General features: G+C 59.7%; 12 protein-coding genes and 1 pseudogene. 3 read left to right on the top strand and 10 right to left on the bottom strand.

What is annotated here, in order from left to right:
• Nucleotides 1-69: 69 nt before the first annotated feature.
• From gltP to IFT47_RS24110, 5 genes are all read right to left on the bottom strand, one after another.
• Nucleotides 70-1,401 (bottom strand): glutamate/aspartate:proton symporter GltP, encoded by a 1,332-nt coding sequence (gene gltP / locus IFT47_RS24130; protein ID WP_192174454.1) that lies wholly within the window; start codon nucleotides 1,399-1,401, stop codon nucleotides 70-72.
• 699 nt (nucleotides 1,402-2,100) lie between these two features.
• Complete coding sequence (locus IFT47_RS24125; protein WP_192174453.1) at nucleotides 2,101-2,568, bottom strand: inhibitor of vertebrate lysozyme family protein; 468 nt, start codon at nucleotides 2,566-2,568, stop codon at nucleotides 2,101-2,103.
• A 2-nt stretch (nucleotides 2,569-2,570) separates the two neighbouring features.
• On the bottom strand, nucleotides 2,571-2,735 hold the full coding sequence (locus IFT47_RS24120; RefSeq protein WP_002555679.1) for a DUF1328 domain-containing protein: 165 nt from the start codon (nucleotides 2,733-2,735) through the stop codon (nucleotides 2,571-2,573).
• A gap of 89 nt (nucleotides 2,736-2,824) precedes the next feature.
• Nucleotides 2,825-3,109 carry a hypothetical protein gene (locus IFT47_RS24115; RefSeq protein WP_192174452.1) on the bottom strand — a complete coding sequence of 95 codons (285 nt, stop codon included), beginning with the start codon at nucleotides 3,107-3,109 and terminating at the stop codon, nucleotides 2,825-2,827.
• A gap of 272 nt (nucleotides 3,110-3,381) precedes the next feature.
• Complete coding sequence (locus IFT47_RS24110; RefSeq protein ID WP_192174451.1) at nucleotides 3,382-4,236, bottom strand: BON domain-containing protein; 855 nt, start codon at nucleotides 4,234-4,236, stop codon at nucleotides 3,382-3,384.
• Between the two features lie 256 nt (nucleotides 4,237-4,492).
• Here IFT47_RS24110 and algB point away from each other — a divergent pair, with 256 nt between their 5' ends.
• The 3 genes and pseudogenes from algB to IFT47_RS28330 all read left to right on the top strand — a co-directional run bounded on the left by algB (nucleotide 4,493) and on the right by IFT47_RS28330 (nucleotide 7,637).
• Complete coding sequence (algB, locus tag IFT47_RS24105) at nucleotides 4,493-5,839, top strand: sigma-54-dependent response regulator transcription factor AlgB (RefSeq protein ID WP_192174450.1); 1,347 nt, start codon at nucleotides 4,493-4,495, stop codon at nucleotides 5,837-5,839.
• Between the two features lie 10 nt (nucleotides 5,840-5,849).
• A pseudogene (locus tag IFT47_RS24100) lies at nucleotides 5,850-7,251 on the top strand (KinB sensor domain-containing domain); the annotation flags it as partial.
• A gap of 20 nt (nucleotides 7,252-7,271) precedes the next feature.
• Nucleotides 7,272-7,637: a sensor histidine kinase gene (locus IFT47_RS28330; protein ID WP_407073261.1), complete on the top strand. Its 366-nt coding sequence runs from the start codon at nucleotides 7,272-7,274 to the stop codon at nucleotides 7,635-7,637.
• Nucleotides 7,638-7,652: 15 nt separating this feature from the next.
• On the opposite strand, the gene IFT47_RS24095 is transcribed toward IFT47_RS28330, so the two are convergent.
• From IFT47_RS24095 to IFT47_RS24075, 5 genes are all read right to left on the bottom strand, one after another.
• Nucleotides 7,653-9,272 carry an EAL domain-containing protein gene (locus tag IFT47_RS24095; protein ID WP_192174448.1) on the bottom strand — a complete coding sequence of 540 codons (1,620 nt, stop codon included), beginning with the start codon at nucleotides 9,270-9,272 and terminating at the stop codon, nucleotides 7,653-7,655.
• 91 nt (nucleotides 9,273-9,363) lie between these two features.
• The gene (locus tag IFT47_RS24090; protein ID WP_192174447.1) at nucleotides 9,364-10,140 is read right to left on the bottom strand and encodes an N-acetylmuramoyl-L-alanine amidase; all 777 of its coding nucleotides are present in this window, start codon (nucleotides 10,138-10,140) and stop codon (nucleotides 9,364-9,366) included.
• Nucleotides 10,141-10,239: 99 nt separating this feature from the next.
• Nucleotides 10,240-12,321: a GGDEF domain-containing protein gene (locus tag IFT47_RS24085; RefSeq protein ID WP_192174446.1), complete on the bottom strand. Its 2,082-nt coding sequence runs from the start codon at nucleotides 12,319-12,321 to the stop codon at nucleotides 10,240-10,242.
• Nucleotides 12,318-13,199 carry an endonuclease/exonuclease/phosphatase family protein gene (locus tag IFT47_RS24080; protein ID WP_192174445.1) on the bottom strand — a complete coding sequence of 294 codons (882 nt, stop codon included), beginning with the start codon at nucleotides 13,197-13,199 and terminating at the stop codon, nucleotides 12,318-12,320. The genes IFT47_RS24085 and IFT47_RS24080 overlap by 4 nt, the downstream gene beginning before the upstream one ends.
• 9 nt (nucleotides 13,200-13,208) lie before the next feature.
• Complete coding sequence (locus tag IFT47_RS24075) at nucleotides 13,209-13,850, bottom strand: thiol:disulfide interchange protein DsbA/DsbL (protein ID WP_192174444.1); 642 nt, start codon at nucleotides 13,848-13,850, stop codon at nucleotides 13,209-13,211.
• Nucleotides 13,851-13,879 lie beyond the last annotated feature (29 nt).

The following is a 13,879-nucleotide window of genomic DNA, read 5'->3' as shown; positions in this document are numbered from 1 at the left end:
ATAACGGCGGGGGCAGAAACAACAAACCCCGGCCGGGGCCAGGGTTTGATGATTCACGCCAGACAGTGATTACTCCACCGTCGATTGACCCGCCGGCAGAGGGTCCTTGCCACGCCAGTGCGGCAGGGAGTTCCAGTAGCGCTCGCCCTTGGCGTCGTCGTACATGCCTTCCCAGCGCGAGATCACCAACACCGCAAGCGCGTTGCCGATCACGTTCAGCGCGGTGCGCGCCATGTCCATGATGCGGTCGACGCCGGCAATGAACGCCAAGCCTTCCAGCGGAATGCCCACGCTGCCCAAGGTTGCCAGCAGCACGACAAACGATACGCCCGGTACACCGGCAATGCCCTTGGACGTCACCATCAGGGTCAGGACCAACATCAACTGCTGGCCGATTGACAGATCAATGCCATACAGCTGCGCGATGAACAGCGCCGCGATGCTTTGGTACAGCGTCGAGCCGTCGAGGTTGAACGAGTAACCGGTCGGCACCACGAAGCTGCTGATGGCCTTGGGCGCCCCGTACGCTTCCATCTTCTCGATCACGCGCGGCAGCACGGTCTCGGAGCTGGCGGTGGAATAGGCGAGCACCAATTCATCTTTGAAGATGCGCATCAGCTTGAGCACCGAAAAGCCAAACAGGCGCGCAATCAGGCCCAGCACCACAAAGGCAAAGAAGGCGATGGCGACGTAAACCAGAATCACCAGCTTGGCCAATGGCAGCAACGAGGCAAAGCCAAAGTTGGCGACTGTCACGGCGATCAGCGCGAACACGCCAATCGGCGCGTAATTCATGATCATGTGGGTGACCTTGAACATGGTCTCCGACACGCCCTGGAAGACCTTAACCAGTGGATCACGCACTTCCGCATTCAGGCTCGACAGGCCCAGCCCGAAGAACACCGAGAAGAAGATGATCGGCAGCATGTCGCCACGGGCGACCGCCGCGAAGATGTTCGACGGGATGAGATTGAGGATCGTCGCGACGAAGGCATGGTCATGCTGCACTTCGGAGGTGGTCTTCTCGTACTGCGAGATATCCACCGTGCCCAGCGTGCTCATGTCGATGCCGGTGCCGGGATGAAAGACATTGGCCAGCAGCAGACCCACAACGATGGCGATCGTGGTGACGGCTTCAAAATAGAGAATGGTCTTCAGGCCGATGCGGCCAAGCTTCTTGGCGTCCCCAACGCCCGCAATGCCTACGACCAGAGAGGAGATCACAATCGGGATAACGATCATTTTGATCAGGCGGATAAAGATGTCGCCCGCCGGCTGCAGGATGTTGCTGATCCACCAGGCCTTCTCGGTGTTGAAGTGGTTCAGGACGGCGCCGATGGCGATACCCAGGACCAGGCCGATGAGGATCTGCCAGGCGAGGCTCAGTTTTGCCTTCTTCATGTCATTACCTTGTTGTCATTGCCGGGACATCCCCCAACCACACGTTCATCATTGCGCTTGCCAGCAAGCGCGACGCCGCGGTCGCCGTCAGGACTGTCTCGTAAGTGGCCGCAGGCGAGCATCCGAGCTCTGAGCAGGCGAAAAAGGCGCAACTATTCCCACGGTGACTGTCATCGTCTAATGCCGTAAATGACTACCCCATGCCGAATCGGCATGATGAAAATCAATCACTTACGTTGCAGTGCGCCAAAAGAGGGCGAACGTAGTTGACTGGAGAATGCTGAGAAGTGGCTAAAACGTCGCCTGTAGCCGATTTACGCGAGGCGTGGTGGCAATATGACAGATTGGTCAAAGGTGGCCGACAAGCCATTTAAGCGGGGGATTTTTGGCGATATACGGTCGTAGGAAACGTAGAAGCAGCTCTGTAGGACTCTTGAAGACCGGAGACCTTGAAGAAAATAGAGGATATTTGCGCCTCACAAGTCCACTGTCGGATAAAGGCTAAAACCGTATCGGACGATGGACTTGCGTTGCGGCTTGCCTGACCCGGCCCACGTGTGGGAGTACTCCTTGTACACCTAGGACGCTTCAATCACTCCGTTGATCGTAACGCCCCGGCCCCTTGGTCATACGCGCACCGTCTTCGGGCTGCGCGCCTATCAGGAAGGTCTGTCAGGGACAGGTCTCCCCTCATTCAAATCAGTACCAGTTCGGGTCTTTCTTGAGCTGCTCTTTCAGAAGGCCTTGCATGCCTTCGTCCGGTTTGCCCAAAAACCGGTAATCCGCATGACGCGTCGGCGATTTGTCTGCGGGAAGTCCCGCCGGCACTTCGACCAACATGGCGTAAGCATGGGATTTGTCGAGACTGAAAGCGACGATGAGACGCTTGTTGCGGCAAGTGTCCTGGGTTTCGCAGAGCGGCCCTACCAGATACTTGTCACCGTCTTCGGTCACGGCGTTCATTTGCTCCGCGGCACCCGAGAGATTGATCACCCAGTCAGGCAGTCGCTCTTCCTTCTTCACGACGCTCGACCACGTCTCGCGGTACTCGGGATTGGAGCTCAAAAGCTCGTTCGCCCGAGACTGACCATCGTTGGCCGCCATCGCTGTAACGCTGGCGCTCCCAAGGAGCGCCAATGTCAGTGCATGGAAATGCTTGAAGCCCATATTCAGCCTCGGCCGCGACGGCCAAAGAAGAACGACACCACGAACATGACCAGGAAGACCACGAACAGGATCTTGGCAATGCCGGTAGCAGTACCTGCGATACCACCAAAACCAAGGACGGCTGCAACGATAGCGATGATCAGAAATGTGATTGCCCAACTCAACATGGTGAATCTCCTTACTGTTTATTGATTTTTTTGCTACGTCGAGGCGTCGGAATGACCCTCGGGGTAGATCGCGTCTTCGACCCGGAAGTTCAGAAAACCCAGCTTTGCTGACGTGGCGCTTCATCAGGAGTAGCGGCCGCGTCATCAACTTGCATGCTCAGGGCGACATCCGAGGCTTTCAGCGCACTTGCCTTGGCAAACGGTACGGTGTGGGCATGGGAGTAGTGGACCTGAGTCACTTCCTGCTTCTGATTCCAGTGATTGAACTGCTGCACACCAATGAGCGTGATCATCAGCGCCAGACTGGCAAACAAAACCTGCTGCAAATGCAGCGGTGAGATACGCAGTTTGTTGGCGAGATGTTGAGCGTTCATTCAGCGGACTCCTGGCAATCTTGTCGGCCGTCTGTTCGGGCCTTTGTTACCAAGGGTGTTGCACGCTGTGTGCCAGCTTTCTGAAGGCCAATAAACCTTTATAAATCAATAACTTATAACTACCACCCGGAAGCGTCTTACGCGCAAGCTGCACGATTGAACATTTGCCATCGTGCGGAATGCACGAACCGCCTGACACCACGTTGGCGGCCGAATTCATTCAGGATGTAATTTCTAATCTCAGAACTGTCATTCGACCGCCGCGTAACGCTCTAGCCTGCGCTGCGCGCCGTGACGCGCAGGGTGTCGGCATCGACGCCTTTAACCCCGCGAATATTGCGCGCGATTTCGACCGCGAGTTCCTTCTCGGCGTAATTGGCCACCACACCGTCCAGCGTGACTACTCCGTTTTTGGTCTCAACCTTGATGTTCAAGCCATCGAGGGTGCGGCTATATATAAGGCTGGATTTCACCTTGCTGGTGATCCATGCATCGCTGAATTCCTCGCGAACGGCATTGGCCTGGAGTTCGCTCTGCTCTTTGATGGCCTGGGTATCTCGCGCACTGACGCTGATGAGGTTGTTCACCTCCGTCACGCCGTCCGTATTGGTGGCCAGGCTTCCGGCCAGCTGCTTGGCATCTGCGTCTTTCGCCTGTCCCTTTAGGGTGACGACACCCTGAGCAGCGCTGACATCGATATTCAATGCCTCGGTCACGCTGTTCCAAAGCAGCTTGGATTTGATGGTTGCTATCAGCGTTGCGTCGTCGAAACGCTGGGCCATGGTGGCTTTGGTGCCCGGATCGGCCGCGACCTGCGGATCGATCTCAAGCTGATTATCGACCTTGTTGATGCCCTGAATGTCGCCCGCTATCTGCGCGGCAAGATCCTTGTCGACCTGGTTTTCGACCTTGCCTTTGAGGATTGCCGTGCCCTGTTCCACATCCACGCTGATCTTGAAGGGACTCAAATGCCGGTTCAGGGCAAAGGCGGTCCAGATCGAGCCCTCTTGGCGCGCTTCGGCCAGTTGGGTCGGCAGATCGGCGGCTGCGGCGTGAGCGATGACGGGCGTCAGTCCGAGCAGGCTGGCGGTAGTGATGGCCAGGGCGATCTTCTTCAACGGGGGCATGGGAATCTCCAGACAATTGCAAAAGGTACCTCTGGACAGACTGGTCTTTCGCCCAGATGTTCGGCGCGGCCTGATTTTGCCCACATGGAGATTCGGGGCAACGGTAATCCCACGTGCCCTGCCATGGATCAGCGCATAACGGCTTTTTTCAGAAGATCGCTACCATGCAGCGTAAAGAATCAATCAGAATGAACCATGCAACTTGCCCGATCTTTCCGGGACTAACACAGACTATTCACTGAGGAGCGTAGGAAAAATGGAAGCAGCCGCTGAGAATCAGGGCCGTATTCTGCTCGTGGATGATGAATCCGCCATCCTTCGCACCTTCCGTTATTGCCTGGAAGACGAGGGCTACAGCGTAGCCACCGCCAACAGCGCGGCGCAGGCGGAATCGCTGCTGCAGCGTCAGGTATTCGATGTGTGCTTCCTCGACCTGCGTCTGGGCGAGGACAACGGGCTGGACGTTTTGGCGCAAATGCGCGTGCAGGCGCCCTGGATGCGCGTGGTGATAGTGACTGCGCACTCAGCGGTCGACACCGCCGTGGATGCGATACAGGCCGGCGCTGCCGATTACCTGGTCAAACCCTGCAGCCCGGATCAACTGCGCCTCGCCACTGCCAAGCAGCTTGAAGTCCGCCAGTTGTCCGCGCGACTCGAAGCGCTGGAAGGCGAAGTACGCAAACCGAAGGACGGCCTTGATTCACACAGCCCGTCGATGATGGCGATCCTCGAAACCGCCCGCCAGGTCGCCAACACTGACGCGAACATTCTTATCCTCGGCGAATCCGGTACGGGTAAAGGTGAGTTGGCGCGGGCGATTCACGGCTGGAGCAAGCGCGCCAAGAAGGCCTGCGTGACCATCAACTGTCCATCGCTCACTGCCGAATTGATGGAAAGCGAACTGTTCGGCCACAGCCGTGGCGCCTTCACCGGCGCCAGCGAAAGCACCCTCGGTCGAGTGAATCAGGCGGACGGCGGCACGTTGTTCCTTGATGAAATCGGCGACTTCCCGCTCACGTTGCAACCGAAACTGCTGCGCTTCATTCAGGACAAGGAATACGAACGCGTCGGTGACCCCGTCACCCGTCGTGCCGACGTGCGCATCCTGGCGGCGACCAACCTGAACCTCGAAGACATGGTCCGCGAAGGGCGTTTCCGCGAGGACCTGTTGTATCGCCTGAACGTGATCACCCTGAACCTGCCGCCGCTGCGCGAACGAAGCGAAGACATCCTGACGCTGGCGGACCGCTTTCTGGCGCGCTTCGTCAAGGAATACAGCCGCCCGGCGCGTGGCTTCAGCGAACAGGCGCGCAGTGCGCTGCTCAACTACCGCTGGCCCGGCAACATCCGAGAGCTGCGTAACGTGATCGAGCGGGCGAGCATTATCTGCCCACAGGAAAAAGTCGAAATTACGCATCTGGGCATGGCCGAACAACCGGTCAACAATGCCCCGCGTGTCGGCGCAGCGTTGAGCCTGGATGAGCTGGAGAAAGCCCACATCGGCGCAGTACTGGCCACCAGCGATACGCTGGATCAGGCCGCGCGCACGCTGGGCATCGACGCCTCGACGCTGTACCGAAAACGCAAGCAGTACAACCTGTGACAGGGCGCCGATGATGTTTGCGATGAAGTTGCGCACCCGACTCTTCCTGAGTATTTCCGCCCTTATCACCGTTGCCCTGCTGGGCCTGGTGCTGGGGCTCGTCAGCGTCATGCAGATGGCCAAATCTCAGGAATCATCAATTCGGCACAACTTCATCACCCTCGATATCGGCCTGAAGCTGCGACAGAACCTGGGCGACCAATTGGTCTTGATGCTCCAGGACAACCCCGATCAAGCGGCGATCAAGCGCAATCAGGAGGAGTTCCAGAACCTGCTCGATCAGGGCATTGATCATGATCAGCAGACCGGCGTTCCCAGCGGATTCGAAGCGGCACGGGTGAACTACGCCCGCTTCGTCAAAACCATTGAGCAATCCAGCGAACATGGTGACGCGATCCGCGACGATGAGGCCGTGACAGAGGCGTTCAACACGTTGCGTAACGGCTTGCTCGACGCCCATCGTCAGGCGCTTGAGAACATCAGCCAGGCTGAAACCGCGTCGAGATCGCGAGCGCTCTGGGTTTCCGCGCTGCTGGGACTGGTGGGGCTGGCGGTGCTGGTTATCGGCTTCGTCACCGCCCACGGCATCGCCCGGCGTTTCGGCGGCCCCATCGAGCAGCTGGCCAAGGCGGCGGACCGGATTGCCCAAGGGGATTTCGACGTTACGCTGCCCACATCCTCGTCGGATGAAATGAATCTGCTGACTCACCGTTTCGGCATGATGGCCGACGCATTGCGCCAGCATCAGAAAACCAATGTCGATGAACTGCTCGCCGGCCAACAGCGCTTGCAGGCGGTGCTGGACAGCATTGACGACGGTTTGCTGATGATTGATCGACAAGGGCGGCTTGAGCACCTGAACCCGGTCGCGCAACGACAGTTGGGCTGGGAAGAAAGTCGCTTGGGCCAAGGGCTCGGCGAAGCGTTGCAACGCCCGGAACTGGACGAGCAGCTGTATCTGGTGTTGCGCGGCGGCACGCTGGAACGGGCACCCGATGACCTTTCCATCGAGATCGACGGTGAAGTCCGCCTGCTGACCTACAGCCTCACGCCGGTCAGCCACACCAAAGGGCACATCGTCGGCGCCGTGATGGTGCTGCACGACGTCACCGAGCAGCGGGCATTCGAACGGGTACGCAGCGAGTTCGTGCTGCGCGCTTCCCACGAGTTGCGCACGCCTGTAACCGGCATGCACATGGCTTTCGGCCTGCTTCAGGAGCGCGTGCATTTCCCGCCGGATTCGCGAGAGAAGGACCTGCTCGACACCGTCAATGAAGAAATGCAGCGCCTGATGCAGTTGATCAACGACCTGCTCAACTTCTCGCGCTACCAGAACGGCCTGCAGAAGCTGACGCTCGAGCCCTGTGATATCAACGAATTGCTCGAAGCGGCGCGTCAGCGCTTTGCCGATACCGCCCACGATCAGGACGTCATGGTGCTGCTGGAAACCCAGGAGCCACTGCCGCGGGTACAGGCGGACAAGGCGCAGCTGGACCGCGTGCTCGACAACCTGCTTGATAACGCTTTGCGCCATACCCCGAAATCCGGCCTGATCCGCTTGCAGGCGCGGCGTCATGGCGAGCGGTTGATCATCAGCGTGGAAGACAACGGCGAGGGCATTGCCTACGGCCAGCAAGCCCGAATCTTCGAGCCTTTCGTTCAGGTTGGACGCAAGAAAGGTGGGGCAGGCCTGGGGCTGGCCCTGTGCAAGGAAATCGTTCAGTTGCACGGCGGGCGAATGGGCGTGTATTCCCGACCTGGGCAGGGTACGCAGTTCTACATGGCGCTGCCGCTCTAGACCGGCATTGCTGCGCTACGCCACATCATCCGCACGCCGCCCGGCGCTGCGTCTGCCGCCGGTCACCAGTTCAGTGAACTTGGTCGCGCTCAGGGGCCGGGCGAACAGCCAGCCCTGGCCATACATCACCCCTTCGCTTTTCAGCAGCATCGCCTGTGACTCGAACTCGATGCCCTCGGCGATCACCCGCAGTTGCAGCGCATGGGCCATCCGAATGATATGCGGCGCCACGCCACTGCTCGCGGCATCGTGGCCGAGGGCGTCAATAAACGCCTTGTCGATTTTCAAACAGTCCACCGGCAGCGTCTGCAGATAGGCGAGGCTGCAATAGCCGGTGCCGAAGTCATCGATCAACACCTGATGGCCCCGATCGCGCAGCGCCTGAAGATGATTGCGCGCGACTACCACGTCCACGAGACCGCGTTCGGTCACTTCAAACGCAATCTGCCGAGGCGCCACCCGGTGTAACGCCAGCAGCTTCGCCGTCACTCGGCCGATGCGTGGGGCCATGACATCGCACGCTGCCAGATTGACTGACACGTACAGGTGCGGATTGGCGCGTAAAAGCTGGCCGAGCTGCTCCAGCAATTGCTGGAGCACGAAATCGGTGATCTGACGAATCTGCCCGGTGTTTTCCGCCAGCGGGATAAAAAGGTCAGGACTGGTCAACGTGCCGTCCGGTCGCCGCCAGCGCACCAACGCCTCGGCGCCCACGCACAGCCGCGTGTTGAGGTCGAAAATCGGCTGATACAAAACCTTCAGCTCTCCGCGGCGCAATGCCCCGTGCAGCTCACCGCCCAATGACTGCCGTTGACGCACCAGTTGCAGGACGAGAATGCCGATGAACAACGAAATCAACAGGCTGGCCGGGACCAGCAGCCACCACGCACCGGTGATCTTCTGTTGCAAGGCACTGCGCGGGGTAATCAGGACCAGTTGATATTCCGGGCTCTGGGTCGGCATCCGGTAGACGAGTTTGTCTTGGGTGGACATCAGCGTTTCGGTGGAGGTCGGCGACCAGTCCGGCGTGGGCGGCCATGTCTGAGGCGGGCCCAGGACCGGGACTGCCTTGGAGCCACGATCTAACACCACCACCAGGCTGCCGCCCGCCGGCAGGTCAACGACGTCAGTCAAATGGCCGCGGGAGGTGGAAACACGAAACTCCCCGCGCCCGAGCATCAGTGAAGCCAGGTTGTCGTCAGGCTGGGTGGAGGTATTCAGCCAGTAATCATAAGTGGGGCCGCGAATGTCCGGCGGCCTGGGCTTGCCAATCAGGCTCTGCCGCGTCCAGCTTGAACAGAACTGACTTTCGCTGACGTACGCCACTTCGTAGATAAAACGGTAGCGCGAGTTCACCTGACGTAACTGCTCGATCATTGCGGGGCTGCAACCGCGCAACGGCTGCGCTTCAAGTTGATCGAGCCCGGCCCTCAACTGACCGAATAATTGCTCCAATCGCACCAGAAAGCGCTCGCCCTGTGCATTCATTTGGGCACGTTCGTCCTGCCGGGCCTGATGCATCGCCAGCCCGAAGCTGCCCGCCAGCAAGACGGCCGCGCTTAACAGCGCGGCCACTAATGCCAGAAGCCAGGGACGATAAAGTAAAGAGCGCAGTCGCGGCGTCGCCGTGAACATCGGCAGTCATCCAGATGGTGGGATTTCCATAACCACTGAGGTATAGCAACAAGCGCAGAAATAGTCCGAAAAAACCGGCAATTAGCGGAATTTAGTGCCTGAAGTTAAGTACTTGCAGCATAGCTGCACTTTGCAGATCCGGCTCACCGTCAAATTTTTGTGGTCGATAGTGCATCTGAAACGCAGCCAGTGTGTGACGTGTTGCGATGTCCAGCTCACCGGTCTGCGGCGTCGGGTAACCCAGCAGCGCCAGTTGCTGCTGGAACCACACGATATTTGGTACGACGCCCATCAACTGGGTTTGACGCTGTGCGACCTGTTGTTCATCCGGCCAGATGCCCAGGCCTTCCTGGGCCAGCCGCTTCCATGGGAACAACGGTCCCGGATCGAGCTTGCGCAACGGCGCGATGTCGCTGTGACCAATGACGTGACGGGGTTCGATGTGGTTGCGTTTGACGATGTCTTTGAGCAGAACGATCAGCGCCTGAATCTGCGCTTCGCTGTACGGATACCAAAGCCGACCCGTGGGCGTGTCGCGATAGCCCGGATTGACGATCTCGATGCCGATGCTGCTTGAGTTGAGCCAGGTGCGCCCGTCCCATTCGCTTTCACCGGCGTGCCATGCGCGCTGGGATTCGTCGACCAGCTTGTAGGTGGTGGCCGGACCGTCGCCGATCAGGTAATGCGCGCTGACCTCACCGTGGGTCAGCAAGGCCAGCGACCGGTCGAGGGAAGCAGAGGTGTAATGAACCACCACGAACTGCACGCGGCTGTCGAAATTGACGGAAGGGTGGCTGGTGTCGATCTTCGGACCGCTGCTGCAAGCGGTCAGCAGCAACAACAGAAACAGGGCGGAAAAAGACTTCATGGCGGCACGACGTGTAGGCAAATAATGCAACAGTGTAACGTAACGTCGGCGGCGCATTCAAAAATGCATCAAGCCAACGCAGCCAACCAGACGAAGCGTTCATCCCTGCTCGATGCGGTTACGCCCTTCGTGCTTGGCGCGGTACAGCGCCTGATCCGCACGTTTGAGCACCACATCACTGCGCTCACCCGGAGCAAACAGCGTGATGCCCATGGACACCGTGACCGTCACCCGCTCGCCCTTGAAGTGAAACGGGCATTGCTCGATGCCCTCCCGCAGACGCTCCAACAGCGCCAGCCCCTCATCCATCGGCGTGGTCGGCAGCAGGATCACGAACTCTTCTCCGCCGAAACGCGCAATGAAATCCGAAGCCCGTAACCGCTTTCGCAGCTGACCGGCGATGATCTTCAAGACCTTGTCGCCCGCCAGATGGCCGTAACCGTCATTGATGCGCTTGAAGTGATCCAGGTCGAGAATGCCGAGCAGCAGGCTTGAACGCTTCCTCTGCAACTGATCGATCTCATGCTCCAGCCGCTCGTTCCACGCCGCGCGGTTCGGCAGGCCTGTCAGTGTGTCGATCAGCGCCTTCTGCCGTTGTTCTTCTAGATGAACCCGGAAGCCCAGCGCTTCCTGCTCCATCGTGGCCACGCGGCTGGAGAGGGCTTGCAGGCGGGTGGCGACTTCCTGTTCGCGCTGATCGCGTTGCTGCTGATGATGATCCATGGTGCCAATCAGCCCTTCGAGACGGCTTTCCAGCACGTGCTTCAGACTGTCCAGATCGGCCGCCTGCTGCACACTGGTTTGCAGGTCGTCGACATGCTCGCGCAACTGATGATCCAGTTGACGCGACGCCGAATGCTGATCGGCGTGGTCTTCACTGGCAGCCAGCAAGCCGCTCTGAAACGACTCAAGGCGCTCGTTGAGCTGCTTGAGATAAGCCTCGAATTCGTGCTGGCCGCTGTCGGTGATAGCAAGCATCAGCACGGCGAGATCGTCGAGGATCGGCAGGAGTTCGTACCAGTTCAGCCCATGCTCAAGCCGGGCGCGCATGGCTTCGGCTTGCGGACGATGGTGTTCAGGCAGCGTCAGTTCGTCGAGCAGGCCCAGCAACGTTTCTTCGATGTGGGCGGCGACCGAGCTGTAACTCGGCTCGGGCGAGGAGGGCAGCGCGTAGGAGCTGTCCTCTTCGGCGAAGGTCTCGTCAGGCTCTTCGTCTTCAGCGACGATTTCGGTGTCGTCGGCAATAACGACGGCTTCAGCAATCTCTTCGGGATCGGGAGAGGGCGCTTCAGCCGCAGGCTCGGATGCTTCGTCGTGGGGAGACTCGGCGGCGGAGGCCTGTGGGACATCAGCGGTGTGGAGCGGCGTCTCGGGCTCTTGGTCTGGCCGGGCCGGCTCGGGCTCGGGCTCGGGCATTACCGGCTGGACTGCAACTTCCAAGGGGGGCGTCGGAATGGAGCGCTCGGGCTCTTCGGCGACAGGCTGGGGGACCGGCGGGACGGTGCTGCGAAGTTCAGCCTCCAGCTCAGTGTTCTCTGGGGCACCTTCCGGCACGGCGGCCGGATGCTGAGGCGCATCATCGGAAGCCTGCAGCCCGGCCGGCTCGGTAACGGAATGGGGCAACGGGGCCGACTCATCACCTTCGCCGCCAGCCTCACGGTGACTGCCAAACAATCGCTGCAGGAAACCCGGGCGGGACGCTTCATCCGGGTGTTCGATCTGCGACAGCGCCTGCCCCTGAAGTCCGCTCAACTCGCTCAATAACAGCGGTAGCTCACGGGCTTGGGTAATGCGATCTTCCAGGCCCTTGGCGAATCGCTTGAGCGGCTTGCTGACGTCCTTTGGCAGCGGCAACGCCTGCAACTGCGTGACCAACGAGGTCAACGCCGTGCCCATCTGCTCGACGCGCTGCTCGCGACGCTGTTCGGAGTCCAGCACCGCTTTTTCCAGGCGCGGAATCAAGGCTGCCAGGCCTGCGTCCATGTCGTCCTTGCGAACGATTTCGCGCATTTCCTTCATGCACGCATCCACCGCCTTGTCGGCACCTTCGGCCGCCAGGCTGCTGCGCACGAGGCCTCGACGCAGCAAGTCGAGCCGCGCATTCCAGCGCCGCTCCAGTTTGTCTTGCTGCTCGATGCTCTTGAGGTACTTTTCTTTCCAGCGCTGCGCTTCGTCGGTCATTCCACAGGTCCGCGAGGAGATGTGCTTGTTATCGGCAGCGAGTCACCGATTAATGAGGCCGGCAAGCGAATCTCCACCGCGACGGGCAGATGATCGGAAATGGGCTGCGCCAGTACCTGCACTTTTTCAAGGGTCAGGGTCGGGCTCAGAAGGATGTGGTCCAGGCATCGCTGGGGACGCCAGCTCGGAAAAGTCGCTTCGATCTGCGGGGCGAGCAGGCCGAGATCGCGCAGTGGCGAGGTTTGCAGCAGGTCATTGGCGTGGGTGTTCATGTCGCCCATCAGCACCTGATGGCGATACCCGCCAATCAGCTCGCGAATGTACGCGAGCTGCCGTGTACGGGTCCGCGCGCCCAGTGCCAGGTGCATGACCACCACGACCAGCGCATCCGGGCCTTCGCCGAAGCGAACGAGAATGGCGCCACGCCCGGCCGGGCCTGGCAGCGGATGGTCTTCGATGTCCCACGGACGCAAACGGCTGAGCACGCCATTGCTGTGCTGGGCGAGGCGTCCGAGGTTTCGATTGAGTTGCTGGTGCCAGTACGGAAAAGAACCGAGCTGGGCAAGGTGTTCGACTTGGTTGATGTAGCCCGAACGCAGGCTGCCGCCATCAGCTTCCTGTAACGCGACCAGATCATAGTCGCGCAGCAGGTCGCCGATCTTCTGCAGATTCCCGGCTCTGCCATTGTGGGGCAGCAGATGCTGCCAACCCCGGGTCAGATAGTGCCGGTAGCGTTCGGTGCTGTTACCCACCTGGATATTGAAGCTGAGCAGGCGAAGCCGACCGTCGGCCGGCAACCCTGTTTCGTGAAGATGATGCTCGTTGACCTTCGGCTTGTGCCGGGCAACGACCCGTTCAGTAGTTCCCCAGCGCGCCATGGTCAGCGCTTACTTGGCGGTCAGCGTCGCGCGCTCTTTGGCGATCAACTGATCGGCCACTTGCAGCGCTTGCTCAGGACCACCGGCAGTGCCGAGATCAAAGCGGTACTTGCCGTTGACGATCATGGTAGGAACGCCAGTGATTTCATACTTCTTGGCCAGTTCCTTGTATTGGGCGATCTTGCCCTTCACAGCGAACGAGTTGAAGGTTTCGAGGAACTTGGTCTTGTCGACGCCCTGGGTGGCAACGAAGTCAGCCATGTCGTTCGGGTCGGTCAGACGCTTGCCGCCTTTCTGAATCGCGTCGAACACGGCGGTGTGGACTTTCTTCTCCACACCCATGGTGTCGAGGGTAATGAATAGCTGGCCGTGAGCGTCCCAAGGGCCGCCGAACATGGCGGGAACGCGGATGAAGTGGACGTCGGCGGGAAGTTTTTCGACCCATGGGTTGATGACCGGCTCGAAGGCGTAGCAGTGCGGGCAGCCGTACCAGAACATTTCGACGACTTCGATCTTGCCCGGCTCGGAAACAGGAACAGCGCTTTTCAGCTCGACGTATTGCTTGCCGGCTTCGATGGGCTCTGCTGCTTGAGCGGTCAGACCGAACAGGCTGGTGAAAATCAGAGCGGCGCTGAGAATCAGATTACGCATGCTTAACTCCTGGGCATGGAAGGTCACTT

The sequence above is a fragment of the Pseudomonas sp. CFBP 13711 genome, from assembly GCF_014842265.1.
Classification (GTDB): Bacteria; Pseudomonadota; Gammaproteobacteria; order Pseudomonadales; family Pseudomonadaceae; genus Aquipseudomonas.
This window is presented reverse-complemented; position numbering and strand designations above follow the sequence as displayed.